Origin of the sequence: Acidaminobacter hydrogenoformans DSM 2784, from assembly GCF_900103005.1 — a bacterium.
Classification (GTDB): Bacteria; Bacillota; Clostridia; order Peptostreptococcales; family Acidaminobacteraceae; genus Acidaminobacter; species Acidaminobacter hydrogenoformans.
In genome coordinates this window covers 53,039-79,788 of sequence record NZ_FMWL01000002.1, presented here as the reverse complement: position 1 = coordinate 79,788, position 26,750 = coordinate 53,039, and the positions used below count along the sequence as shown (strand labels likewise).

24 protein-coding genes are annotated in these 26,750 nt (G+C 47.9%); all 24 read left to right on the top strand.

The window, feature by feature from the left end:
- Window positions 1-199: 199 nt before the first annotated feature.
- The 24 genes from rpsB (at window position 200) to dapG (ending at window position 26,603) form a co-directional block, all read left to right on the top strand.
- Window positions 200-895: a 30S ribosomal protein S2 gene (gene rpsB, locus BLP63_RS02240; RefSeq protein WP_092589263.1), complete on the top strand. Its 696-nt coding sequence runs from the start codon at window positions 200-202 to the stop codon at window positions 893-895.
- 137 nt (window positions 896-1,032) lie between these two features.
- A complete protein-coding gene (gene tsf / locus BLP63_RS02235; RefSeq protein ID WP_092589262.1) occupies window positions 1,033-1,680 on the top strand; it encodes a translation elongation factor Ts in 648 nt (215 codons plus the stop codon).
- A gap of 188 nt (window positions 1,681-1,868) precedes the next feature.
- The gene (gene pyrH, locus BLP63_RS02230) at window positions 1,869-2,582 is read left to right on the top strand and encodes a UMP kinase (protein ID WP_092589261.1); all 714 of its coding nucleotides are present in this window, start codon (window positions 1,869-1,871) and stop codon (window positions 2,580-2,582) included.
- A 1-nt stretch (window position 2,583) separates the two neighbouring features.
- Window positions 2,584-3,141, top strand: coding sequence for a ribosome recycling factor (gene frr / locus BLP63_RS02225; protein ID WP_092589260.1), 558 nt, complete (start codon window positions 2,584-2,586; stop codon window positions 3,139-3,141).
- Between the two features lie 62 nt (window positions 3,142-3,203).
- Window positions 3,204-3,917, top strand: a complete 714-nt coding sequence (locus BLP63_RS02220) for an isoprenyl transferase (RefSeq protein WP_092589259.1) — start codon at window positions 3,204-3,206, stop codon at window positions 3,915-3,917.
- Between the two features lie 9 nt (window positions 3,918-3,926).
- Window positions 3,927-4,712, top strand: a complete 786-nt coding sequence (locus BLP63_RS02215; protein WP_092589258.1) for a phosphatidate cytidylyltransferase — start codon at window positions 3,927-3,929, stop codon at window positions 4,710-4,712.
- A 225-nt stretch (window positions 4,713-4,937) separates the two neighbouring features.
- Window positions 4,938-6,092, top strand: coding sequence for a 1-deoxy-D-xylulose-5-phosphate reductoisomerase (locus tag BLP63_RS02210; protein ID WP_092589257.1), 1,155 nt, complete (start codon window positions 4,938-4,940; stop codon window positions 6,090-6,092).
- Window positions 6,093-6,115: 23 nt separating this feature from the next.
- Complete coding sequence (locus BLP63_RS02205; protein WP_170829237.1) at window positions 6,116-7,114, top strand: M50 family metallopeptidase; 999 nt, start codon at window positions 6,116-6,118, stop codon at window positions 7,112-7,114.
- Window positions 7,115-7,142: 28 nt separating this feature from the next.
- Window positions 7,143-8,189, top strand: coding sequence for a flavodoxin-dependent (E)-4-hydroxy-3-methylbut-2-enyl-diphosphate synthase (gene ispG / locus BLP63_RS02200; protein ID WP_092589255.1), 1,047 nt, complete (start codon window positions 7,143-7,145; stop codon window positions 8,187-8,189).
- 65 nt (window positions 8,190-8,254) lie between these two features.
- On the top strand, window positions 8,255-12,535 hold the full coding sequence (locus BLP63_RS02195; RefSeq protein WP_092589254.1) for a PolC-type DNA polymerase III: 4,281 nt from the start codon (window positions 8,255-8,257) through the stop codon (window positions 12,533-12,535).
- A gap of 194 nt (window positions 12,536-12,729) precedes the next feature.
- The gene (locus BLP63_RS02190; RefSeq protein ID WP_170829236.1) at window positions 12,730-13,218 is read left to right on the top strand and encodes a ribosome maturation factor RimP; all 489 of its coding nucleotides are present in this window, start codon (window positions 12,730-12,732) and stop codon (window positions 13,216-13,218) included.
- The gene (gene nusA, locus BLP63_RS02185; protein WP_092589252.1) at window positions 13,219-14,298 is read left to right on the top strand and encodes a transcription termination factor NusA; all 1,080 of its coding nucleotides are present in this window, start codon (window positions 13,219-13,221) and stop codon (window positions 14,296-14,298) included.
- 79 nt (window positions 14,299-14,377) lie between these two features.
- Window positions 14,378-14,653, top strand: a complete 276-nt coding sequence (gene rnpM, locus BLP63_RS02180; protein WP_207646397.1) for an RNase P modulator RnpM — start codon at window positions 14,378-14,380, stop codon at window positions 14,651-14,653.
- Complete coding sequence (locus tag BLP63_RS02175) at window positions 14,650-14,961, top strand: L7Ae/L30e/S12e/Gadd45 family ribosomal protein (RefSeq protein WP_092589251.1); 312 nt, start codon at window positions 14,650-14,652, stop codon at window positions 14,959-14,961. Before rnpM ends, BLP63_RS02175 begins: the two co-directional genes overlap by 4 nt.
- Window positions 14,962-14,980: 19 nt before the next feature.
- Complete coding sequence (gene infB / locus BLP63_RS02170) at window positions 14,981-17,185, top strand: translation initiation factor IF-2 (RefSeq protein WP_092589250.1); 2,205 nt, start codon at window positions 14,981-14,983, stop codon at window positions 17,183-17,185.
- 54 nt (window positions 17,186-17,239) lie between these two features.
- Window positions 17,240-17,680 (top strand): 30S ribosome-binding factor RbfA, encoded by a 441-nt coding sequence (gene rbfA, locus BLP63_RS02165; protein WP_092589249.1) that lies wholly within the window; start codon window positions 17,240-17,242, stop codon window positions 17,678-17,680.
- Between the two features lie 114 nt (window positions 17,681-17,794).
- Complete coding sequence (locus BLP63_RS02160; protein WP_092589248.1) at window positions 17,795-18,766, top strand: DHH family phosphoesterase; 972 nt, start codon at window positions 17,795-17,797, stop codon at window positions 18,764-18,766.
- On the top strand, window positions 18,763-19,674 hold the full coding sequence (gene truB / locus BLP63_RS02155; protein WP_092589247.1) for a tRNA pseudouridine(55) synthase TruB: 912 nt from the start codon (window positions 18,763-18,765) through the stop codon (window positions 19,672-19,674). The genes BLP63_RS02160 and truB overlap by 4 nt, the downstream gene beginning before the upstream one ends.
- A complete protein-coding gene (locus BLP63_RS02150) occupies window positions 19,661-20,599 on the top strand; it encodes a bifunctional riboflavin kinase/FAD synthetase (protein WP_170829235.1) in 939 nt (312 codons plus the stop codon). The genes truB and BLP63_RS02150 overlap by 14 nt, the downstream gene beginning before the upstream one ends.
- A 139-nt stretch (window positions 20,600-20,738) precedes the next feature.
- Entirely contained in the window at window positions 20,739-21,005 is a 267-nt protein-coding gene (rpsO, locus tag BLP63_RS02145; RefSeq protein WP_092589245.1) for a 30S ribosomal protein S15, read from the top strand.
- Window positions 21,006-21,300: 295 nt separating this feature from the next.
- Entirely contained in the window at window positions 21,301-23,379 is a 2,079-nt protein-coding gene (gene pnp / locus BLP63_RS02140) for a polyribonucleotide nucleotidyltransferase (RefSeq protein ID WP_092589244.1), read from the top strand.
- Window positions 23,380-23,549: 170 nt separating this feature from the next.
- Window positions 23,550-24,827, top strand: coding sequence for a M16 family metallopeptidase (locus BLP63_RS02135; protein ID WP_092589243.1), 1,278 nt, complete (start codon window positions 23,550-23,552; stop codon window positions 24,825-24,827).
- 4 nt (window positions 24,828-24,831) lie between these two features.
- Window positions 24,832-25,275: a dUTP diphosphatase gene (dut, locus tag BLP63_RS02130; RefSeq protein ID WP_092589242.1), complete on the top strand. Its 444-nt coding sequence runs from the start codon at window positions 24,832-24,834 to the stop codon at window positions 25,273-25,275.
- Between the two features lie 104 nt (window positions 25,276-25,379).
- The gene (gene dapG, locus BLP63_RS02125) at window positions 25,380-26,603 is read left to right on the top strand and encodes an aspartate kinase (protein ID WP_092589241.1); all 1,224 of its coding nucleotides are present in this window, start codon (window positions 25,380-25,382) and stop codon (window positions 26,601-26,603) included.
- Window positions 26,604-26,750 lie beyond the last annotated feature (147 nt).

Below are 26,750 nucleotides of genomic sequence, written 5' to 3'. Positions count from 1 at the left end.
TTTGGGCGGAACGCAAAAAAAAGATCAAAAAATTATTAAAGCGCGGCGTATCCGGAGAATATCTCTTGAACGCCGCGTTTGGTTATGTTATACTTATCAAGGTCCAAAACCGCACTCGCCGGGATTTGCCAGAGGGTTGCCCTGATCATGGGTCTTTGTCAGATATGAACGGCGGGGAAGAAAAAAACGGAGGTGCACTATGTCAGTAATTTCAATGAAACAACTGCTGGAGGCAGGCGTACACTTTGGCCACCAGACGAGAAGATGGAACCCTAAAATGAAGGAATACATCTTCACAGAGAGAAACGGAATCTATATCATTGACCTTCAAAAGACGGTCAAGAAAATTGACGACGCGTATGATTTTGTCAAGAACGTCGTTGCTGAAGGCGGAGAAGTTCTCTTCGTCGGCACTAAAAAGCAGGCTCAGGAAGCTATCGAGCTCGAAGCTAAGCGTTGCGGCATGTTCTACGTCAACCAAAGATGGCTTGGCGGTATGCTGACAAACTACAAGACGATCAAGAAGAGAATTGATCTCCTCTACAAGTATGAGAAGATGGAAGAAGACGGCACTTTTGATGTCCTTCCTAAAAAAGAAGTTATTCAGATTCGCGCCAAGAAAGAAAAACTCGAGAAGTATCTTGGCGGCATCAAGGAAATGCCTAAAGTGCCTTCAGCTATGTTCATTGTCGACCCTAAAAAAGAGCGCATCGCGATCCAGGAAGCAAGAACCCTTGGTATTCCGGTTGTCGCAATTGTCGACACGAACTGTGATCCGGATGAAGTGGATTATGTCATCCCGGGCAACGACGACGCAATCCGCGCTGTCAAGCTGATCTCAGGCAAAATGGCAGATGCCGTCCTCGAGGGCAAGCAAGGCGAACAAAACGAATAATCATAAATGCAGTTGGGCGGGTAAGGTTTCTTGGAATAGACACCTTACCCGTTATTCAAGGAAAAAAGTCACTGCTAATTCAAGGTCTCAGTCCAATCTGGTCCGGGACTTAAGTTAAGTAAATAGGAGGTCCTGTCATGGCGATTACAGCCGCAATGGTAAAAGAACTCAGAGAAGCAACAAGCGCTGGTATGCTCGAGTGTAAAAAAGCACTTGAAGAAGCAAACGGCAACATGGATGAAGCGATCAAGATCCTTCGTGAGCGCGGCCTTGCAAAAGCTGCCAAGAAAGCTGGCAGAATTGCTGCGGAAGGTATTGTGGCATCTTATATTCACGGCGGACGCGTTGGCGTTATCGTTGAAATCAACTCTGAAACAGACTTTGTTTCCAAAAATGAGGAGTTCCAACAATTCGCTAAAGACATTGCTATGCAAGTCGCTGCATCAAACCCGCTTTACGTTCGTCCTGAAGAAGTACCTGCTGAAGTTATCGAAAGCGAAAAGGAAATTCTTCGCAATCAGGCACTCAATGAAGGCAAGCCGGAGAAAATTATCGACAAGATGGTTGAAGGCCGCGTTCAGAAATACTACAAAGAAGTCTGCCTGCTTGAGCAGCCGTTTATCAAGGATCCTGACGTAACGGTTGACCAGCTTCTCAAGAACCTGATCGCTAAAATTGGTGAGAATATTTCTATTCGCCGTTTCGTTCGCTATGAAGTGGGCGAGGGCATTGAAAAGAAAACTGAAAACTTTGCTGAAGAAGTTGCGAAGCAACTCCAAAACTAAGCCCGGTTTTTACGTATCCATAAAAAGATTAAAAGAGAGGACAATAGTCTTCTCTTTTTTCAAGTGCATATCCTTCTGAAGTGTCCATTAAATGGGAAACTTATGGTATGATGAGGGTATCGCAGCTGTAAAGAAGGATTTTATTAACAAGTGTCGAAAACATAATCAAAGAATCAGGGGGTGTCCGTTTGAAACCACTTTATAAACGCGTCATACTAAAACTCAGCGGTGAAGCATTGGCAGGAGACAAAGGCTTTGGACTCGACGAACAAACCGTTGTGGATGTCGCCAGCCAGGTCAAGGAGCTGGTGGGCATGGGTGTCGAGGTCGGTGTTGTCGTAGGCGGCGGTAATTTTTGGAGAGGCCGCTCCGGAGGCGGCATGGATCGCAGCACAGCTGACCACATGGGGATGCTTGCAACTGTGATCAATTCTCTCGCCATGCAGGATGCCATTGAGGGCCTTGGGCTGCCTACGAGAGTCATGAGCGCTATAGAAATGCGTCAAATCGCGGAGCCCTACATTCGCCGCCGCGCTGTCAGGCACCTTGAAAAGGGCAGAGTGGTCATATTTGCTGCAGGCACAGGCAACCCGTATTTCTCCACGGATACTACTGCGGCACTGCGTGCGGCTGAAATTGAAGCGGAAGTTATTTTGCTTGCGAAAAAAGTAGACGGCGTTTATGATTCCGACCCTATGGTCAACAAAAGTGCTGTCAAGATAGACGCGCTCTCTTACATTGATGTCCTAAACCGCGGACTTGGTGTTATGGATTCAACGGCTTTAACACTCTGTATGGACAATAATATCCCAATTCTGGTTTTCGGACTTAAAGAGACTCATAATATTATCAAAGTATGTTGCGGTGAAAATCTTGGTACAATCATAAAGGAGGCCAAATAAGATGATTCAGGATGTAAAAAAGACATTTGAAGAGAAAATGCAAAAAACCGTTAATGTTTTCAATGAAGAGCTTCATGCTATTCGAGCGGGCAGAGCTAATCCTCAGCTGCTTGACCGGGTTGTCGTCGACTATTATGGCTCTCCGACACCGCTTAAATCCCTCGCGACCATTGCTGCACCGGAGCCGCGCATGTTGACGGTTCAGCCTTATGATGTCAGCGCTTTGAAGGATGTTGAGAAGGCTATCATGATTGCGGACCTTGGCTTAAATCCAAGCAATGACGGAAAAGTGATCCGCATAGCCATTCCAATACTCACAGAAGAGCGCCGCAAGGATCTCATTAAAGTCGCGAAAAAGACAGGTGAGGATGCTAAGATCGCGATCCGCAACGAGCGACGGGATGCCAACGACAAACTCAAAAAAATGAACAAGAATTCTGAGATTACTGAGGACGATCTAAAGTCTGCGGAAGCGGATGTTCAGAAAATGACGGACAAATATATAAAGCAAATTGATGACCTTCTCGTCCAAAAAGAAAAGGAAATAATGGAAGTATAAGCGGGCTTGGCTCAGGGTGGACTTAACAAAGGCAAGACGCTGGCCAAGACAGGGAGGCACCTATGAATCAGACCCAACAACATTTGCCCCGGCATATTGCCATCATCATGGACGGAAATGGCCGCTGGGCGGAAAAACGCTTCATGCCCAGACTCTTTGGACATAAGGCGGGTGTAGAGGCACTGCGTTCGGTGATATCGAGATGCTCAAAACTCGGTATAGAAGTGCTGACGCTCTATGCATTTTCGACTGAGAACTGGAACAGGCCGGTGGATGAAGTGAGCGGTCTTATGGAGCTTCTGGTTCAATTCCTTCAAAAGGAAATTGCGGAGCTTCACGGCAACGGTATAAAAATTCGCTGTATTGGCGACCTCAGCGCTTTGCCGGAACGCGCAAGGGCGGAGGTTAAAAAAGCTGAGTCCCTCACTGCGGATAATGACGGGCTGATTGTCAATATTGCCCTCAATTATGGCGGCCGGGACGAGCTGCTAAAAGCTGCCAAAGGATTGGCCGCCGAGGTCTCGGCTGGTGTCCTGTCGGAGGCGCAGATTGATTCAGAAGCCTTTGAAAAGCATCTGTACACTTCAGGCCAGCCTGATCCTGATCTTATGATTCGTACAAGCGGTGAACAGCGGATTTCTAATTTTCTGCTGTGGCAGCTGGCTTATGCCGAATTTTATTTTACAGAGGTGTTATGGCCGGATTTTGATGACAAAGAGCTGGACAAAGCACTGGAAATATATGCTAAACGCCATAGGCGCTTTGGAAAACTGTGAGGTGGGGCCGTGTCGTCAAGAGTGATAACAAGTCTGATTGGGCTCCCAATTTTGATCGCGGTCATCTTTATAGGGGGACATCTGCTGACAGCTGCGGTCCTTCTGCTGACATTGATCGCATTGCATGAGCTTTTCAAGGGGTTCAGAAGTATTGAGATTCATGCCATGGAAAAGCTGACAGCTTTTACTGTCCTTGCGATTTATCTTGGCTATGTCTTTAATTTGAACCCAATATTTTATTTGTTTGTGGCTTCGCTTTTCGTCATCATGCTGATGCTGATCAATTTATTTGGTAAGGCGCTGCATATCTATGACATCAGCGTAACGGCATTAGGCTTTCTATATGTCGTGCTGCCATTTTTCCACATTGTCCTCGTCAATCAGTTTGACAGTCTGTTTTTTATCAGTCTTGTCTTTTTGCTGGCCTGGGTCTCGGATACCTGCGCGTATTTCGCGGGACGTTTTTTTGGAAAACATAAGCTTCTGCCGGCAGTCAGTCCCAAAAAGACTGTAGAAGGCGCGGTGGGCGGCGTTTTAGGCACTGTAATATTGGTGACGTTATTCGCCGCGATCCTGGAGCCGGGTTTTATTTGGTACGCAGTTCCCTTAGGTCTGTTTGGCAGTATTTCTGGTCAGATTGGAGACTTGATTGCTTCAAAGATTAAACGTATCATGGGCATAAAAGATTATGGAAATTTATTTCCCGGTCATGGCGGTGTTCTCGACCGCTTTGACAGTATTATGATGACGGCTCCAATTGTCTTTTATGTGGCCTATATCTACAGACTCTTATAAACATAAAATCTGCGTGATCCTCGAGAGGAACCGCAGATTTTTTTAAATTTATGCAGGCGAGTATTGTGAAATACGGTATAATAAAAAATAGGCTGTAGATTTACTGTGGCTGGATCATATAGATTAATTTGAAAAGGAGAGAAGGCTTCAGACTAAGGTCAGATGCGCCGCGTCCCGGAGGTTCGTTCCGCGGCCCTGGATTAGACCTTTGTATGAGCTGATTATATGAAGCAGATTGTCATACTTGGATCGACGGGATCAATAGGCACTCAGGCGCTGGAAGTCATCAGTGCTTACCCTGAGCGCTTTTCTGTGAAAGCTATGAGCTGTCACCGTAAACTGGATCTGTTTATGGAGCAGGTTGAGGCTTTCAGGCCCCGGCATGTTGCCACGGCGGATGAATCCCTTTATTCAGAATTGAAGCAAAGAACCGCTGTGATTGATGCCTCTATTCAGGTCCACGCAGGTTTGGAAGGACTTCAGGAAATTGCCGCTCTTGAGGACGTGGACACAGTGCTGGTGTCCATTGTGGGGAATGCCGCGCTGCTGCCTACAATTTCAGCGATTCGGGCCGGACGGCGCATTGCCCTGGCCAGCAAGGAGGTGCTTGTCACCTCTGGGGAACGCATTATGGAAGAATCGATAAAATACGGTGCTGAGCTGCTCCCTGTAGACAGCGAACACAGCGCTTTATTTCAGGCACTGGAGGGAAACCGGCCAGAATCCGTCGAAAAATTGATTTTAACAGCGTCAGGCGGGCCCTTCAGAGATCCAGAGTGGTCCAGAGAACGCCTGGAAAAAGTGACCAGCAGGGAAGCTCTGAAGCATCCGAACTGGTCCATGGGCAGCAAGATCACCATAGACTCGTCTACCCTCATGAACAAGGGTCTTGAAGTCATTGAAGCCCGCTGGCTGTTCAATGTGCCTTATGATGACATTGACGTTCTGGTCCATAAGGAAAGCATCATTCATTCCATGGTACAGTACAAAGACAGCTCGGTAATTGCTCAGCTTGGAATGCCAGACATGAGACTGCCCATACTCTACGCCCTCGGTTATCCAGAGCGCATAGCGTCAGCTTTCGAACGTTTGGACCTAACGAAGCTTGGTCAGCTGACTTTTGCGTCACCGGATACAGAACGATTTCCTTGCCTTGCCCTGGCTTACAAGGCAGGGCGCTTGGGCGGCACTGCGACTACGGTTCTCAACGCGGCAAATGAGGCCCTGGTCGCCCGGTTCTTAAAAGGAGAAATTGGGTTTTATGACATCAGCAGCCGCATTGAAGCTTTGCTTGAGCGTCATAAGGTCATTCAAAATCCGGATTATGAAACCATTTTGGAGATTGACGCGGACACCCGCAGGCAGGTTCAATACGATTAAACATTAAGACAGGGAGTGAGTTTTTGATCACCTTTATCAGCTATATTGTCGTTTTTGGCATCATTGTTTTTTTTCACGAGCTGGGTCATTTCGCCCTGGCGAAACTTCATAAAATCAGGGTTTTTGAGTTTGCCCTTGGGTTTGGACCCAAGCTTTTCTCTAAAAAAATTGGTGAAACAGATTATGGAATACGGGCGTTTCCGCTCGGAGGCTTTGTCAAGATGGATGAAGATACCGTGTCAGAAGACCCGCGCAGTTTCCTGAATGCACCAGCCTGGAAAAGGCTTACGGTTTTGTTTGCCGGTCCAATCATGAACTTCGTACTCGCGATTTTAGTCTTTACCATTGTCATGTGGGGGATTGGATTTCCGGTCAATGCTGTCGGTGAACTCATTCCTGACATGCCTGCTGCGCAGTCCGGCGAGCTTATGCCTGGAGACAATATTCTCGAAATCAACGGCGTTCCAACGCCGACCTGGAATGATGTTACGGCTCAAATAGCGCCAAATCCTCAGCTTGAGATGAAAATCGAAAGGGATGGGGAAATCCTGTACGTTCAACTGGAAGCAGCCAGAGATCCTGAAGACACGAGATATGTTGTAGGTATTCGGCCGCTGACCCGCAGCAATGCCTCCGGTGCTTTTGTAATGGCTGTTCAGCAAACCTGGATGATGAGTCGGGAAGTCGTAAGCTTTTTGGCTGCGCTGCCTGCCGGCGGTCAAGAAGGTGTTGAAATTGTAGGGCCTGTAGGGATGGCCGGCATGGTAGGGGAAGCTGCCAGAGGCGGGATCTATAATCTGTTGGCATTGACAGGCCTGTTTTCAATTAATCTGGGTATTTTTAACTTGCTTCCCCTTCCGGCGTTAGATGGAGGCAGAATCTTCTTTATCTTAGTTGAACTCATCCTGAGAAAGAAGATTGACAAGGAAAAAGAAGGCATGGTTCATCTGGCGGGCTTTGCACTGCTAATGGCGCTGATGCTTTTCGTGCTTTATAAAGATATTTTGAGATTGTTTCAGTAAGCCACTTTCTATCCAATGAGGTGATTGCATGAGAAGATTAACCCGGCAAGTTTTTGTAGGACCGGTGGGCATTGGGTCTGACCACCCCGTCAGCATCCAGTCCATGACGACAACGGACACAAGGGATGCAGAGGCGACTGTCGCGCAAATCCAGGCACTCGCTTCTGCTGGCTGTGAAATCATACGTTTGGCGGTTCCGGACATGGAAGCAGCAGAAAAACTCCCGGAAATCATCAGGAGAAGTTCAATTCCGGTGGTCGCTGATATCCATTTTGATCACCGCCTCGCGCTAAAGTCCATTGAAGCCGGCGCGGCGAAAATAAGGCTGAATCCAGGCAACATAGGCAGTATAGATCGTGTCAGAGAAGTTGTCAGTTTGGCCAGGGAACGCCATATCCCCATCCGGATTGGTGTCAATGGCGGCTCTTTGGAAAAAGAACTTTTGGAAAAATACGGCGGAGTAACACCTGAAGCAATTGTTGAAAGCGCCAAGCGACACCTTGATATTTTAGACACCTTGAACTTTGAAAATGTGATTGTCGCATTAAAATCTTCAGATATTCAGACGACGATTCGGGCGTATGAGCTGCTCAGTGGCCAAACCGACGCACCGTTTCACATTGGGCTTACAGAATCCGGCACTGTGTTTAAAGGCAGCATCCGCTCCTCCATTGCCATTGGCCACCTTTTGCTCGGTGGCATGGGTGACACCCTCAGAGTCTCACTGACAGGAGACCCACTGAATGAAATCAAAGTAGCCAGGGAGATCCTCAGTGCGGTGGGCCTCAGAAAAGGCGGCATACGGTTGATCTCTTGTCCAACGTGCGGCCGCTGTCAGATTGATCTGGAAAAAATAGCGGATGAGGTAGAACGCCGGATTGAAGGCCTGGACAAGGATATCACCCTTGCCATAATGGGCTGCGCAGTCAATGGACCGGGTGAAGCGAGGGAAGCGGATCTTGGCATTGCAGGCGGAAAGGGTGAAGCCCTCATCTTTAAAAAAGGGGTCATCCTGAAGAAAGCAAAGGAAGAAGATCTGGTTGAGCTGCTGCTGGAGGAAATCAGGCGTCTGTAGCGGCAGGGTCTCTGCTGGGTTTAGTATAGTGATAACAACAAGGCAAAAAGTAAAGGAAGAACAATATGTCGATTCAGAACTGGTTAATGGAACAATTTGGTGAAACAATACGGCTGGAACGCGTAGCGCTGTCCAAAAAGCCTGAATCCTTAAAGCTTCAGCTGGCTGCAGGCTATTTTCCAGAGCCGGAAAAGCTGGAAGCCTTTTTGGATCGGGTTCAAAAGGCCATTCCAGAGGTTTGCAGCCTCGATTGGGTATGTGCTGTCGAAGCACCTGTATCGCCGGAGGATGAAGCCGCGCAGTCTAATGAAAGACTGCACTGGGCTATGTACTGGCTTAAGCAGCAGGCGCCTTCTGCGGCTGCTTTTCTAAAAAAGGAAGCTTTTGTAAGGCAGAATGAAATTCAATATTGTCTGCATATCCCGGATCAGGTGACCTCGGAGCATTTGAGCAGCCGAAAGATCCTGGAGGTGCTGGAAAACAACTTTGATAGTCATTTTGGCGTCTCCTTCAAACTGACGCCTATTTATGATGTTGAGGGCTGTAAAGTTGCTTCTGATGCGCTGGATTCAAAAAAAGAAAGCGATCTTAAGACATTTATGGCAAGCGTACCTGTGAATGCGCCAAAGTCAGCTCCGAAACCACAGGCAAAAAATCAGTGGAAAAATTCTGAGCCTCAGGATGACAGCGTCCTGTACCGCTTTAAAATCAAAAGGCCCATCACCTCAATGGTGGAGCTAGCAGAGGAGGAGGGCACTTACGCCGTTGAGGCGGAGGTGCTTACACTGCAGACCAGGGACCTGAAAACAGGCAAGGTGCTCCTCAACCTTTCAATCTCTGACCGGACGAGCTCCCTTGGTGCCAAGCTGTTCCTCAAGAGTGCCAAAGAGTCCCAGACCCTGCTGGAAAAGCTTAAAGTGGGCGGTTGGTATAAATTTGAAGGAACCCTCAGGTATGATACCTTTGACAAGGAAATGGCCCTTTATCTGAATAACATCAATGTTGGGGAGGCGCCGCTGAAGCGCAGGGATGAAGCGCCCGTCAAGCGCGTGGAGCTCCATTGCCACACGAACATGAGTGACATGGATGGTATTTCCTCAGTCAAGTCATTGATTAAACGGGCAATGGACTGGGGCCATAAAGCGATCGCGGTGACAGATCACGGTGTGCTGCAGGCCTTTCCGGAAGCCATGGAGACGGCAAGGGGCAAAGACATAAAAATTATATACGGTATGGAAGGTTACCTGATTGACGACGAGGTGAAAATCGTGCGTTCCTCCAAGGGTCAGACCCTGGAGGCGGATTTCGTAGTGTTTGACATTGAAACGACGGGACTCAATCCTAAGCATGACAAGATCATTGAGATCGCGGCAGTGCGCATTGAAGGTGGTCAGATCACAGAGACTTTTTCCGCTTTGGTTGACCCTCACGAGCCTCTCAGCGAAAAGATTAAAGAGCTGACAGGTATAGAGGACGAGCAGCTGACGGGCCAGCCGGGGATTGAAGAAATCCTTCCGAGATTTTTGGAGTTTGCCAGGGGCGCTGTCCTTGTGGCGCATAACGCTGGCTTTGATACGGGCTTTGTTCGCGAAGCCTGCAGCCAGCTTGGTTATCCTTATGACATGACCTCCGTGGACACCCTGGGACTTAGCCGATTGTTGCTGAAAGACCTCAAGCGTCACCGGCTCAATATGGTGGCGAAGCATCTTGGCGTCAAGCTGGAAAACCACCACAGGGCGCTGGACGACGCTACGGCAACCGCAGAAGTGTTTTTAAAGCTCGTGGCCAGGCTCAGGGAGGAAGGCGTCTCTGACTTGAACGGCTTGACCCGGTTCGCGTCCGCCAACATGAGCCATACCATGATGGACTCCCACCATATCATCATTCTGGTGAAGAACCTAAAGGGTCTGAAAGCGCTTTATCAATTGGTAACACACGCTCACATGAAGACTTTTTATAAGAAGCCCAGAATTCCGAGGAGCCTTCTGGAAGAGCATAAAGATAATCTGATTCTGGGTTCTGCCTGTGAAAGTGGTGAGCTGTTCAAAGCCCTCGTTGAGAACCGCAGTGAAGAGGACGTTGAAAAGATTGCCGGCTTCTACGATTTCCTGGAGATTCAGCCATTGGGCAACAATCAGTTTATGATTGACAAAGGCCTGGTGCAAAATCAGGAAGCTTTGAAAGTGATCAACCGTAAAATTGTGGACTTGGGCGGGCGGCTTGGAAAGACTGTGGCTGCGACTTGTGATGTCCACTTCCTGGAACCAGAGGATGAGGTGTACCGCCGTATTCTCATGGCAGGACAAGGATACGACGACGCTGAAAATCAGCCCCCGCTTTATTTGCGTACAACAGCGGAAATGCTTCAGGAGTTCGATTACCTCGGTGAGAAAACGGCCTATGAAGTCGTCGTTGAGGCCACAAACAAGATTGCGGACCAGGTGGATTCAATTATGCCTATTCCGGATGAAACCTTTCCACCTATCATTGAAGGCTCTGATGAAGACCTCCGTCGTCTTTGCGTCGACAAAGCTGTGAGGCTTTACGGCAGCCCGCTGCCAGAGCTCGTCGACAAGCGCCTGGAGCGAGAGCTGAATTCCATCATTTCAAATGGCTATGCGGTCATGTACATCATTGCCCATAAATTGGTTAAGAAATCCATGGAAGATGGCTATCTGGTTGGCAGCCGGGGATCCGTAGGGTCTTCCCTGGCGGCGACCATGTGCGATATAACAGAGGTCAATCCACTGCCACCTCACTATCTCTGTCCGTCATGCAAGTTTTCAGAGTTTATGACGGAAGCAGGCGACATAAGCGGCGCCGACCTGCCCGACAGGGACTGTCCAAAGTGCGGGTCCAAACTTGATAAAGACGGTCACGACATTCCCTTTGAGACCTTCCTTGGTTTTGAAGGTGATAAGGAACCGGATATAGACCTCAACTTTGCCGGGGTTTATCAAGCGACAGCCCACAAATATACAGAGGAGCTTTTTGGAAAAGGTTATGTCTATAAAGCGGGGACCATAGGTACTATTGCCGACAAGACGGCTTATGGCTTCGTTAAAAAGTATTTCGAGGAAAAAAACCTAACGGTGAATTCTCGTGAAATTGAACGTCTTGCCAGCGGGTGTACTGGCATCAAACGCACAACGGGACAGCATCCAGGCGGCATCATGGTCGTGCCGTCTTATAAGGATATCCATGACTTTTGCCCAATTCAGTTTCCAGCGAATGATATGAAATCTGATGTCGTCACGACGCACTTCGATTACCATTCGATCAGCGGCAGAATTCTGAAACTTGACATTCTGGGACACGATGTCCCGACTATGATCAAGCAGTTGGAGGAAATGACCAAACTCGATGTACTCAAAATACCGCTGGACGATCCAGCGACGCTCAGGATTTTCACCAGCAATGAAACCTTAGGCATAGTGGACCCGGAGTACAAGTCGGAAACAGGGAGCTTGGGCATTCCTGAATTTGGAACCAAATTTGTACGGCAGATGCTGGTCGATACACAGCCAACAACACTGGCCGAACTGGTTCGCATTTCCGGACTCTCCCACGGAACGGACGTCTGGGTCAACAACGCCCAGACACTTGTGAGAAACGGCATAGCTGACCTGAAGCACGTTATTTCAACACGGGATGACATCATGAACTATCTGATTCAGAAGGGTCTGCCGCCCAAGCAAGCCTTCACGATCATGGAGCGCGTCCGTAAAGGCAAAGGTCTGACGGAGGAGAATGAATCGCTCATGCGGGAATTTGACGTGCCGGACTGGTATATCAATTCCTGTAATACCATTCAATACATGTTTCCAAAAGCCCATGCGGTGGCTTATGTCACCATGTCATTTAGAATCGCTTATTTTAAAGTCCATCATCCTCTTGCTTTCTATGCCAGTTATTTCAGCAGCAAGGTCGAAGATTTTGATGCTCAGCTGATCTGTCAGGGTAAACGTGCTGTGCGTGAAAAGAAGCGCTGGATGGAGGAAAATTGGGATGTCCTGACGAAAAAAGAACAGGATCTCTATGGTATTATGGAGCTCGTAGATGAATACTACAGCCGGGGTTTTGATTTCCACAAGGTGGATTTGTATAAAAGTGAGGCAAATGCTTTTATTGAGGAGAACGGTATGCTGAGGCCGCCCCTTCAATCCCTGCAAGGCGTGGGTGACAACGCGGCCCAAAAGATTGTCGAAGAGCGCTTCCATGGTGAATATCTTTCCCTGGAGGATCTGAAGTCGAGGGCAAAAGCGACAAAAACTGTAGTGGATGCCTTAGTGCTTCACGGCGCGGTTCAAGAAATGCCCGAGCGCAATCAATTGTCGCTGTTTTAGTGGATCTGAGTGGATTTACACTATGCGCTGAACACTGTAAAGAAATTTGCATCTGTCAACAAATTGTGCTATAATTTTTAAGGATGAATAAATGTTGCGCAAAGAGTGGGGAAATCCCGCTCTTTGTCGTTATTAGGCAAAAGAACGCTCAAATGCGCGTTTTAAGTGATAACAGGCACGGGGAGGTATTAAAATTGAAAAAAAGAAGAGTCGTTGACGTCGTCCGCGATTTGGCAGAGCCTATCTGCGCCCAGGCAGAGGTGGAACTGATCGATGTAGAGTTTGTCAAGGAGGGTCCTTTCAGATATCTGAGACTGACCATTGACAAAGAAGAAGGGGTTAGCCTGGATGATTGCAGCGAGGTCAGCCGAGCGCTGAATTCAAAGCTGGACAAGGTTGATCCAATTGAAGAGCAGTATTTCCTGGAAGTCACCTCTCCGGGTGTGGAGCGTGAGCTTAAGCGTCCGGAGGATTTTGAACGAAATATTGGCAAGCTGGTACAGGCAAAGCTCTACACACCACTGGATGGCCTTAAGCTGATCAAAGGCACACTGAAGTCCTATTCGGATGGCCTTCTCACTATAGAGATGGGTGCAAGGCTTGTAGAGCTCAGCAAAGAGAAAATTTCAAGCATCAGGCTGGTAGGAAAATTTGACGGCCTGGATGAGATAGGAGGAGAGTAAGTGAAGCACGAATTGCTCGAGGCGCTGGAGCAGCTGGAGCGGGAGAAAGGCATTTCCAAAGCCTTGCTTCTGGAAACCATCGAAGCAGCACTCATTACTGCTTATAAAAAGAATTTTGGTTCATCTCACAATGTTAAGGTCGTTATTGACGAAAACACAGGGGATGTGCGTGTCTACTCCAGATGCGAGGTCGTCGAAGTACCTGAAGAGGATTCATTTGATATTGCGCTGGAAGACGCAAAGAAACGCGATCCCAACTATGAGCTGGGAGACATCATTGACGAGGAGGTTACGCCTCGTGACTTTGGCCGAATAGCAGCTCAGACCGCTAAACAGGTTGTCGTCCAGAGAATCCGTGAGGCAGAGCGATCCATTATCTTTGACGAGTTTGTCGACCGTGAAAGCGAAATTGTAACGGGTATGATTCAGCGGATCTCAAAAGGCACAGTGTTCATCAATTTAGGAAAAACCGAGGCTGTCTTAATGCCAAGCGAACAAATTCCTGGAGAAGAATACCCGCAGGGCGGACGCATCAAGACTTTTATAGTTGAGGTGAACAAGACCAGCAAAGGGCCTCAGATTGTGGTCTCAAGAACCCATCCAGGCCTCGTGAAGCGGCTATTTGAGTTGGAAGTTCCTGAAATTTTTAGTGGAGAAGTTGAAATCAAAGCAATTTCAAGAGAAGCCGGATCCAGAACCAAACTCGCAGTATACGCGCGCAACCAGGATCTCGATCCGGTGGGCTCCTGCGTAGGACCAAAAGGCACTCGCGTTCAGAATATAGTCAATGAGCTCGGCGGAGAAAAAATTGATATTGTCGAGTGGAGTGAAGATCCTGCAATCTTTATTTCGAGCGCTCTTAGCCCTTCGAAAGTCGACCTGGTCGTGATTCATGACGACGAAAAATCTGCGACTGTAGTCGTCCCGGATTATCAGCTCTCTCTGGCTATTGGCAAAGAAGGGCAGAACGCAAGGCTCGCTGCCAAACTGACGAACTGGAAGATTGACATTAAGAGCGCAAGCCAGTACGAAAAGATTGTGTCAGGCACTGGTGCCGGCACTGAAACGGCAGAAAAATAGTCGAGCAGGAAACAACTTTATCCCTGACGCAGGTCTGCAGACCAGATGGCGTCAGCTTTGAACAAGGGAGGCAACATTCGTGAAACCCAGAAAAATCCCTATGCGCACCTGCGTTGGGTGTGGTGAGCAGAAGACGAAGAAAGAATTGATCCGTGTTGTCAAGAATAACGAGGATCAGGTGTTCATCGATTTTGTGGGCAAGGCAAATGGAAGAGGCGCTTATTTATGCCCGGATCCGGAATGCCTCAGAAAGGCTGAAAAGCGTGATGCCCTCAGCAGATCCCTCGGCACAAGAATTGACAAGGCCGTCTACGCAGAGCTCGAAAAGCAGCTGGAGGAGAAACAAAAAAAATGAATCAAGCTTTCCTGACGCTTCTGGGCTTCGCGCAAAAAGCCGGTAAGCTTGTTGCTGGCGAAGATACAGTGCATATAGCACTAAAGAAAAGAAAAGTGAAATTATTAATTGTAGCTGGTGATGCTTCGGAAAATACGAAGGATCGGGCGAATCAGTGGAAGACCTCATTTGGCGTTGAGTTTTTAGAGGTGCTGGACAAGGATACGCTCTCGCAGGCGATTGGGAAATCCAATCGCGCTCTGATTGGTGTCACAGATCAGGGCTTCGCGACTCAGATGCTTAAGGCGGCTGAGAAGACCGGTGAATAGATCGCGGAGGTGACGCAAATTGTCGAAAATAAGAGTATACCAACTTGCTAAAGACTTAAACCTGACGAGCAAAGAATTGATTGAGAAATTCGAAGCGCTTGGCGTCGAGGTTCACAATCATATGAGTACCCTTGAGGACAGCGACATTGAGGTTCTCAAGGCGTTATTGTCAGGTGCGGTCAGTGAAAGCATCGAAGCAGAAGAGGACGAAGAAGAGATAGAAGAAGTCGAAGAAGACCTCTTTGAGGATGAAGCAGAGGCGCTTTACGAGGATGATCTGGAAGATGAGATTATCAAATCAAGCTTTGCTGACAAAAAAATTGAAAAACCCAAAAAAGTAATCCGCGCTATTGAAGAGGCTGAAGAAGAAATTGAGCAGCAACTTGAAGGCCGCGGTTCCAAAAATAAGAAAGCCAAGAAAAAACGCCGCCAGGAGACCAATCCTGCATTTCGTCCGCAGGAATTCAGTTATGAAAACGAAATAGTCCTTGGGGAAACCATCTCTATTGGTGAACTGGCAAAAGAACTTAAGAAGCAGCCTAAGGATATCATCATGAAGCTTATGAACCTTGGCGTCATGGCAACCCTCAATCAGGATATTGACTTTGAGACTGCTGAAATGATTGCGATTGAATACGGCATCTCCGTGTCTAAAAAGTTGACAGAAGAAGAAATCGAAGAGAAGCGCTACAACTTCGAAGACCGCCCAGAAGACCTGACAAAGCGTGCGCCTGTCGTCACTGTCATGGGACACGTCGATCACGGAAAAACCTCGCTTCTTGACGCAATTCGCAACACGAGTGTCACAACCGGTGAAGCTGGTGGCATCACTCAGCACATAGGTGCTTCAGAGGTGTCACTTAAAGGCGAAAAGATCGTCTTTTTGGATACACCAGGTCATGAAGCGTTTACAACACTGCGTGCCCGTGGCGCGAAAGTCACGGATATTGCAATTCTTGTCGTGGCAGCAGATGACGGTGTCATGCCGCAAACTATTGAAGCCATTGACCATGCCAAGGCAGCAGGCGTTCCAATTATTGTCGCCGTCAATAAAATTGACAAGGCGAACGCCAACCCTGACCGTGTCAAGCAAGAACTGGCTGACAGAGGCCTGCTCATTGAAGAATGGGGCGGAGACGTCATTTCCGTTGAAGTTTCAGCCATTAAGAACATTGGGATAGACACACTTCTCGAAATGGTGCTTTTGGTGGCAGAAATGCTTGAACTTAAAGCAAACCCTAAGCGTCCTGCGCTGGGTACAATACTCGAAGCAAAAGTGGAAAAGGGCAGGGGTCCAGTGGCAACTGTACTTATTGAAAACGGCACATTGCGCGTTGGCGACCCGGTAGCTGCCGGCGCGACTCACGGCAGAGTCAGGGCTATGTTCAATTCCCACGGCAAGACCATTAAACAGGCGGGACCTGCTTCAGCTGTTGAAATTACAGGCCTGAACGATGTTCCGACTGCCGGGGACAAGTTTTATGCGACTGAAGAAGAGCGGCACGCCCGCGCTATGGCAGAGAAACGCCAAGCGGAGCTGCGTGTGTCTACACTGCGAAAAACGCCGCATATCTCTTTGGAGGATCTCTTCAATCAGATCAGCCAAGGCCAGATCAAGGACCTCAACATCATTGTCAAAGCAGATGCCCATGGCTCAGTAGAAGCGCTTAAGACCTCGCTGAATAAAATCACCAACGAAGAAGTCCGCGTCAATGTTATCCATGCGAATGTTGGAACGATTACCGAGTCGGACATTTTATTGGCATCTGCTTCCAACGCCATAATTATTGGCTTCAATGTCAGACCTTCTGCGGTCGTTGCCTCTTTGGCGGAAAACGAAGGTGTTGAACTTAAAACCTACAGAATTATCTATGAAGCAATCAGCGACGTTGAAGCGGCCATGAAAGGCATGCTTGCGCCTATATACAAAGAAGTTGTCCTTGGGACACTTTCAATCAGAGCGACCTTCAAGGTTCCAAATGTTGGGACCATAGCCGGCGCTTATGTCACTAACGGTAAAGTCACCAGAAATTCACAAGTGAGGCTGATTCGTGATGGTATTGTCATTCACGAAGGCAAACTGTCATCACTTAAACGTTTTAAGGATGATGCCAAGGAAGTCGCTCAAGGTTATGAGTGTGGTGTTGGCCTTGAAAACTATAATGACCTTAAGGAAGGCGACGAAATTGAAGCCTTCATCATTGAGGAAGTCAAACGTTCATAAACTAAGCGCCTATGCTCGGGTACCTGAGGGCGATTTTGAAAGCAGGTGTTAACTATGGGAATCACAAGAACCAGAAGAATTTCCGAAGAAATAAAAAAAGTTGTCAGCAATCTCCTCTTATTTGAACTGAAAGATCCCAGAATTTCAAGAATGACCAGCGTGACTTCGGTGGATACGACCAATGACCTTAGATACACCAATATTTATATCAGTGTCTATGATCCAAACGCTGACTTGGATCAAACCATTGAAGGCTTGAATAAAGCTAAAGGGTTTATCAGGAAAGAGATTGGAAAAGCCATTGATCTGCGCTATACACCAGAGCCAATATTCATCAAGGATGAGTCCATTGAAAAAGGCGTTTATCTTACAAACCTGATCAAGAAGGTCAACGAGGAAGATGATGCTCATGCGGTACACGCAGATGAGGCGGATGACTCTGCTGAAGGCCTGGAGGATCAAGAAGAGGACGAAGAGAACGAAGACGAAGAATAGACTGACAGACGAGCCGGACGACGATACAAGGGGCTTTACAGCCCCTTGTATCGTCGCCCGGGTTTGTCTTATGGTTTAACCCGTTTACTGCCGCATTTTGGAGGTGCTATCTAAGTGGAGCTATTTTATCAAACAAAAGAAGACCATCCCAAAACTGCGCTGATTATGACCCACCTCCTCCCGGATGGTGACGCTGTTGGATCAGCTGTCGCACTCTGTGAGCTTCTTGAGACTTTGGACATTCATGCCAAAATTGTCATGGAAGATACATTGCCAGAATCTCTGGAATGGCTTAGAAACGAACGCTTTGTCAAAGTGGTGGAGGCGTGGATGCATCCAGTTAAAGCGCCTTTTGATGTCTTTGTAGTCGATTGCAGTGATTTGTCCAGAATTTCAGACAAATTTGAGCTTTTCTCAAAAGCCAGGAAGACTTATAATATTGACCACCATGTGACAAATGATCTGTTTGCAGCAGTAAATCAAGTGGACAGCGCAGCCTCTTCAACAGGGGAACTGATCTACAGATTGTTTCAAGCTTATGAGGCGCCACTGACCACCAGGGCTGCAGAAGCGATCTACGCGGCTGTTTCGACGGATACGGGGAGCTTCCGCTATTCCAATACATCCTCAGAAACCATGCGTCTGGCGGGGACATTGATCGATTTCGGAATTGACACTGAAACCATTAATACGCGGTTGTATCACAATAAGCCACTGGACGGCGTCAAGCTTTTAGGCATCGCCCTGGATAATCTGCTGCTGCTCAAAGGCGGAAAAGTCGCAGTTTCTCACGTGACCCTTGTTGAAGCAGATGCCCAGGAAATTGTCGAATATGACACGGACGGGATCTGTGAGTTTCTGAGAGATATTTCAGGTGTTGAGGTCGCGCTGTTTTTAAAAGAAACAGCGGCTGGGGTCTATAAGGTCAGTGCCAGGTCGAAATATAAATTCGACGTCAGCCGTTTGGCACTTCACTTTGACGGCGGGGGTCATACCAAGGCAGCGGGCTTCACTTTGTCGGGCATCCTCGAGGAGGTTCGGTATAAAATCCTGGAAGAAATAACATTGGCGGTGGAACAGACTTGAATGGTATCTTGAATGTTTATAAACCTGCCGGGATGACCTCTCATGATGTTGTCGCAATTCTGCGGCGAATTACGAGAATGAAGCGGATTGGCCATACTGGCACTTTGGATCCCATGGCAACGGGCGTGCTGCCGGTCTGTCTGGGCAAAGCGACGAAAATTGTAGAATTTTTGTCTTCTGAGGATAAAGCGTACAGATGCGCTATGTGTCTTGGGAAGGTGAGCGACACTCAGGACATCTGGGGTGAGGTCACTTCAACAGAGGCGCCGCTGCCTTCAGAAGCGGCGGTAAGAGACACACTTATATCAATGGTGGGTGAAATTGAGCAGATACCACCCATGTACAGTGCTGTTAAAGTCGGTGGGAGAAAGCTGTACGAGTTGGCACGTGAAGGTATTGTCATTGAGCGTGAAGCCCGTATTCGTTGGATCCGCTCTATTAAAATACTTTCAATCGAGAAGGGCAATGTGGTCTTTGATGTCGTCTGTTCCAAAGGTACTTACATCAGGACCCTTTGTCATGATGTGGGTCAGACCCTCGGCTGCGGTGCAGTTATGACAGCACTGGAGCGTACAGCCAGCGGCGTTTTTACTCTTGAGAACGCCATTACTCTGGAGACTCTCGAAGCTATGGACAAGACTGAGCTTGAAGCTGCGCTGCATAGTATTGATGCACCTTTCAGACATCTTCCCCTTATCCATGTGGACAGAAGAGCAGGCAGGCTTCTCCGAAACGGCGTCAAGACGGATTTGACCTCATGGACTCGAGGGCTGGACCGCAGCGTGTCTGAACAATTCAGAATCTATGAAGACACTGTCTTCATAGGCCTTGGCACTTGGATTGGTCCGGAAGGGAAACCCACACTGGAAAAATTGTTGATAAGTGGTGATGATCATGCTGATATTTGACTCCATCCACGAAATAACTGAACTTCATAGGGAAGTCGGCATTGTACTTGGAACTTTTGACGGGCTGCACATTGGCCACAAGACTTTGATTGAAACCCACGTGGCTGCCTGCAAACGGCTTGGCGTTAAGAGTGTCGTCTTTACCTATTCCAATCATCCGAGAGAGCTTACCAATCCTGAGCTAAAGTCACTGAGACTTATCGCGGTGGAAGAAAAGATTTTGCGCATTGAAGAGCTTGGTGTGGATTATCTCGTTTTGATTGAATTTGACGAAACGCTGATGTCTACAGAGGCAGAGCGTTTTGTAGGGAAATATCTGATCGACGGCATGGACGTGCGGCTCATCAGCGTTGGCTTTGATTTTAAATTTGGCCGTCGTGCTGCTGGAAATCCAGCGCTCCTTCAAAAACTGTCGAAGCAATACGGCTACGAGCTTCTGGTACTCGAGCCGGTCGAAATTGAGGGTGAAAAGGTTTCCAGCTCTGCCATCCGAAAGCATTTGAGACATGGTGAAATTAAAGAAGCGCAGCGACTCCTTGGCAGACCTTATGCTGTCAGCGGCATCATCAAAAAAGGCAAGCAGCTTGGACGTCAGCTGGGTTATCCAACCGCGAATTTCATGATTTCAAGCCAGATGACCTTGATCAAGCCGGGCGTTTATGTCTCTGAGACGGAATACCAGGGCGTCCGTTACCATAGTTTAACCAACGTTGGCTACAATCCAACCTTCAATCAGCATGAGCTCAGTATAGAAACCTACATCCTCGATTTTAACAAGGAAATTTATGGTGAAATGCTGACGGTCTTTTTGGTGGATCGCCTCCGGGATGAAGCGCATTTTAACAGTGTGCAGGAATTGGTGGAGGTTATTGACGCGGATGTGGCGAAGGCGAAGCGCTTTTATTTTGACCATCGGCCACTCTAAGCCCTGTACTATGTCTTTAAGTTTTTCATTGTAATGCAGGTATCAATATGGTATTATTTTAATGTTAAAGCCTTAGTCTGAGATGACCGAAGACACCGACGGTCACCACGGATTCTGGAATAATTATGGAGGTGTGACAATGATCACAAAAGAAAAGAAAAATGCGGTAATCGAAACTTACAAAACTCACGAAGGCGACACCGGCTCCCCAGAGGTTCAGATTGCGCTTCTTACAGCGCGTATCAACGAGCTCAATGGACATCTTCAAACGCACAAAAAGGACCACCACTCACGCAGAGGTCTCCTTAAAATGGTTGGTAAGAGAAGAAACCTTCTCAACTACCTGCGTCAGAATGATATTGAGCGTTACAGAGAGCTGATCGCGAGACTCGGACTGAGAAAGTAATGTGAACGAGGCTGCTTGACCGGAGGTCTTACACGAAGCAGAGCCGCAAAGGTTCTGAAATTGTATGGCAAGGCTCGGTCAATCACTTAAGTGAGCGGCAACCCCGCTCACTTATTTTATCATCTGAAGTAAACACCGGCTGCAAAAGAAATTTATTTTAGGTTTGTCCTACTTGACGAAGGCTTCGGTACTCATCTTAAAGAGATCATGAGACTTTGAGAGGGACGCGCGGCGCCTTGGTCAAGTAGGATAAATTTCTCAGCCGGTCATAGCTCAGACTATTAGGAGGAAATTTATGGAACCCAATGTCAAACGTTATCAGTATGATTTTGCTGGTAAAACACTGGAAGTTGAAATTGGCAAGGTCGCTAATCTTGCAAATGGCTCTTGTATGGTCCGAATGGGAGACACTGTAGTCCTTTCAGCGGCAACTGGCACGAAAAAGCCGCGAGAAGGCATTGATTTCTTTCCGCTGACGGTTGAGTACGAGGAGAAGCAGTATGCTGTCGGTAAAATTCCAGGGGGCTTTATTAAGCGCGAAGGCCGTCCTTCTGAGAAAGCGACCCTTACAGCTCGCTTGATCGACCGGCCAATCCGTCCACTGTTTCCGGAGCACTACCGAAATGAAGTTCAATTAGTCAATACAGTCTTTTCTGTAGATCAAGACTGCGCACCGGATGTTCTTGCCATGATTGGCTCCTCCATAGCGCTCTCGATCTCAGACATTCCTTTTGATGGCCCTACAGGCTCTGTCATTGTAGGTTATGTTGATGGTGACTATGTCATCAACCCAAGCGTTGCTCAAAGTGAACAGTCTTCACTGCACCTGGTCGTTTCAGGGACTAAGGATGCGATCACTATGGTCGAAGCTGGCGCTGAAATTCTGACGGAAGAAGTTATGCTGGGTGCTATCCTTTTTGGCCATGCAGAAATCAAACGCATTGTTGCCTTCATTGAGGGGATTCAAGCTGAAATTGGCAAGCAAAAGTTTGAAGTTGTCGCGCCTGTCGTCGACGAGATGCTGGTCGCTGACCTGGATTCCTTCCTTAGGGAGAAGCTGAACGCAGCACTCCGCATTGCTGACAAAGCTGAGCGTACGGAAACAATTGATGGCATCAAGGAAGAAATGCATAAAATCTTTGATGAGTCATATCCTACACAGGCTGGCTTTATGAACAACTTCTTCAAGTCCGTTGAAAAGGAAATCGTTCGCAAAATGATCGCGATTGAAAAAATTCGTCCTGACGGCAGAAAAGCGGATGAAATTCGTCCGATCTGGTGTGAAGTGGGCATGCTTCCACGTACGCATGGCTCCGGTCTCTTTACGAGAGGTCTGACACAGGCACTGACAATCACGACCCTGGGCGCTCTTGGTGAAGCTCAGCGTATTGATGGGATTGGCCTCGAAGACACAAAACGTTACATGCACCACTACAATTTCCCACCTTACTCAGTTGGCGAAGTGGGCATGATGAGAACGAACCGCCGCTCTATTGGACACGGTGCACTCGGTGAGCGCGCGCTTCTTCCTGTTATTCCAGACGAAAATGACTTCCCTTACGCGATTCGTCTCGTTTCAGAAGTTCTGACCTGCAATGGCAGCTCCTCACAAGCGAGTATCTGCGGTTCAACGTTATCGCTCCTTGACGCAGGCGTTCCAATTAAAGATTCTGTCGCCGGGATCGCAATGGGACTCATTGCGGAGGAAGGCCAGTTTACAATTCTCAGTGACATTCAAGGTCTTGAAGATGCCCTTGGGGACATGGACTTCAAAGTCGCTGGAACTAAGGACGGCATCACCGCGCTTCAAATGGATATCAAGCTGAAAGGCCTCGACGATTCTGTCTTCGAAATGGCACTTTCTCAAGCTAAGCGTGGCAGACTCTTTATTCTCGAAGAAATGAACAAGGTTATGGCTAAACCGCGTCCGACTATGTCAATCTACGCGCCAAGGGTCTTCATGATCAATATCCATCCGGACAAGATCCGCGAAGTCATTGGACCAGGCGGAAAAGTCATTAACAGAATTACGACAGAATACAGCGTAAAAATTGACATCGAGGACGATGGCCGCGTTCTTATAACTGCGCCGGACGGCATCAGTGGTGAAAGAGCCCTCAAGGATATTCAAAATATCGTCAAGGAAATCGAAGTTGGCGAAGTCTATACAGGCAAGATTACGCGTATCATGAACTTTGGTGCCTTCGTCGAGCTCCTCCCAGGGAAAGAAGGCATGTGTCACATTTCTCAGTTGACCAAGGAGCGCCTCGAAAAAATCGAAGACAAATTTGCTGTTGGCGACGAAGTTGTCGTAAAGGTTATTGAAATCGATTCTAAAGGTCGTGTCAACGTTTCAAGAAAAGTCCTGCTGTAATGCGCAGTGCGGTGCAGGTGATGACAGGGGGAGCTTAAGCTCCCCCTGTTTATTTCATATATTGGTACTCAAACGAAAAGGTTATTGCAGCTCTTTATGAGCATGCGGCGAAGATCAGTGTCGCTTTGCTGTGCTCACCCTTAGACAAACACGACGAGGTATCGTAATCTATGTATAAAAAAAACATCCTGAAGAATGGCATCCGCGTCATGATGGAGCCCATCCCATACGTTCAGTCTGTCTCCATTGGCTTTTGGATTCGTGCGGGCTCCCTTTATGAAACCGCACATGAAAATGGCGTGTCGCATTTTATAGAGCATATGCTCTTCAAAGGCACTCAGAACCGCAGCGCAAAACAGATCGCTGCTGAAATTGACGATTTGGGCGGAGAACTCAACGCCTTCACTTCGAAAGAATGCACCTGCGTTTACGTCAAGGTGCTGGGGGAGCACGCACCGGTAGCTATTGAAATCATCAGCGACATGATGCTTCATTCTACTTTTGATGATGCTGAGCTTCAGAAAGAGCGCATGATTATCCTGGATGAAATCAACCTGTATGAGGATTCTGCCGAGGATCTGATTTATGACCGGCTGTCTGAAGTCATCTTCAAAGGTCACGCGCTTGGAAGGCCTATCCTGGGTTCCAGCGAAAGCATTGAGGGCATAGACCGGACACTTATGACAGACTATTTCAAACGGCACTACAATGCTCAGAACCTCGTCATTTCAATAGCAGGCAATTATGATGAGGCTTCGTTGCTGACGCTTCTCGACTCAGGAATTGGAAGTCACGAATTTGAGTCCCACAAAGTCGACAAAATTAAGCCTATTCCATTCCACAGTGGTTCAATCCGCACAAAAAAGGATATTGAGCAGACGCATGTGATTTTGGGATTCAAAAGCGTTGGCTATGACACGCCGGAGCTGTTTACTCTGATGCTTCTGAACAACGCCTTGGGTGGCAGCTCCAGCTCAAGACTTTTCCAGAAAATCAGGGAGGATTACGGTCTTTCGTACTCCATTGATTCTCACCCCAGCTTTTATCATGACACTGGGATTTTGACAGTTTATGCTTCAATGCTTCCAGAAAATGTAGAAAAAGTCGTAGAGCTCATAGCTGCTGAAATTGAGGATTTGAGGTCTAACGGACTGGATCAGAGTGAATTCATAAAATTCAAAAATCAGCTTAAAGGCAACTTTCTATTAGGTATGGAAGGTCCGACTCAGACAATGAACTGGATTGGAAAATCCGAGCTGCTTTCTGGCCACATTCGAACGATTGAGGATGTCATGGCTGGTATTATGTCCATAGAATTTGACGCGGTCAATGATCTTGCAAAAGCGCTGCTCTCCAGGGAAAATATGGCCATCTCCATTGTGGGAAAAACCAGTGCGAAGGAAGAGAAGCGGCTTTATCAAATCCTTAAGGAAATTATAAAGGGGTAATGGCATGACGCTGAAAATCAGAAATATTTCAGACAACCCTTTGCCTGCTTACGAGACAAAGGGCGCGGCTGGCATGGATTTGAGAGCATGGCTTGAGGAGCCCCTCGAGCTAAAACCTTTTGAAAGGAAGCTCATCCGAACGGGGCTCTTTATCGAAATTCCAGAAGGTTATGAAGGGCAGGTCAGACCAAGATCTGGACTCTCTATTCGACACGGATTGACGCTTGTGAATTGTGTCGGTACCATAGACAGCGATTACAGGGGCGAGCTCTGCATTCCAGTCATCAATTTGGGACAGGAACCCTTTGTTCTTGAAAACGGCATGCGCATAGCTCAGCTGATCTTGGCGCAGTGCGCTCAACTTCCTGTGGTTGAGGTCTTTGAGACAGAGGCATTAACGGAAACAGAACGCGGTACAGGCGGCTTTGGTTCAACTGGAAAACACTGAAAAGATAAAGAGGCAAGTGTAGAAGTGTGCGATTTTGCAATATATAAATGGAAATACATGCCTATAACATAAGGCAAATTACATTGTAAAGCGAGTGATAGCGCATGAGCATCAGAATATTGAAGTATGGTGGCACAAGTGTTACAACGCCGGAATCTCGGGAACGGATCGCAAGAACTGCAATCCGGCACAAAGAAGACGGCCATGATGTCGTTGTGGTTGTTTCAGCTATGGGCCGTTCAGGCGACCCTTATGCTACGGACACCTTGATTTCACTTTTTAAGGCTCAAAATGAGAACTACAAGCCGCGTAATTTGGATTTTCTAATGACCTGCGGTGAAATGATCTCCGCTGCTTTGATTGCCAATACCATTGAAAAATTAGGCGCTTCTGCAATCTCCATGACGGGGCAGCAAGCGGGTTTGATTACAGATGATCATTTTGGGGATGCCCGTGTCATCCGCGTGGAAAAGGAAAAGATGCTCAGGCCTCTTGAAGATGGAAAGATTATTGTGCTTACCGGCTTTCAGGGTGTCACAGAAACCGGTTGGCTGACAACCCTTGGCCGGGGCGGCAGCGATACAACGGCGGCGGTGGTTGGCGTTGCGCTTGACGCAGAAAGCATAGAAATTTTCACAGATGTGGATGGTATCATGACGGCGGATCCGCGGATTGTTGGAGAAGCGCGGGTACTCAACGCGATCAGTTACGAAGAGTGCTACCAGCTTGCCCTGGATGGTGCCAAGGTCGTGGATCACAAAGCCATAGATGTCGTTAAACGTGCCGGAAAGACACTGATCGTCAGAAACACTTTCAATGATGCCCCTGGAACGGTCATTGGTCCGGAATCCTACATTGCCAAGCTTGGCATTGAGGATGACAGAGATTTGATCACTGCGATCACCAGCAAGACAGGCCTTGTTCAGGTCACTGTTTCAATGAGTCTGACCAGCCCTGAAAATGCGATCTTCCTGGAATCCCTTGAGCAAAATAAAGTTTCGATTGATATGATCAACTTTTTTGAAGATCGGAAAGTGTTTACCATTCAAACAGCAAAACTTCCGGCTGTACTTGAAATCCTCGAGCGCCTGAATCTAGAGCATAGGTTCGCACAGGGCTGCGCCAAGCTGACCCTCGTTGGACACAAGATTCACGGCATCCCGGGCGTCATGCGCCGAATTGTTATGTCGCTTTCCAAAGCGGGTGTGGAAATACTGCAGACTTCCGACTCCTATACAACGATTGCATGCCTCGTGCATGTTGAGGAAGTTGGCAAAGCGCTCAATGCGCTTCATGCGGAGTTTGGACTCAGCCGGGATCCTGAGTAGACCGCTGTGCTCAATTGACTTCTGACTAAGTAAGCGGTGAAAGTAAGATTCCAATTAAGAGCGTAGACTTCAGACGGGCATCCGGTCTGTCCGGTAAATGTGGCAGGCCGGATGCCTTTGTGCGCTGCGGTGGATTTAAAATGTGCT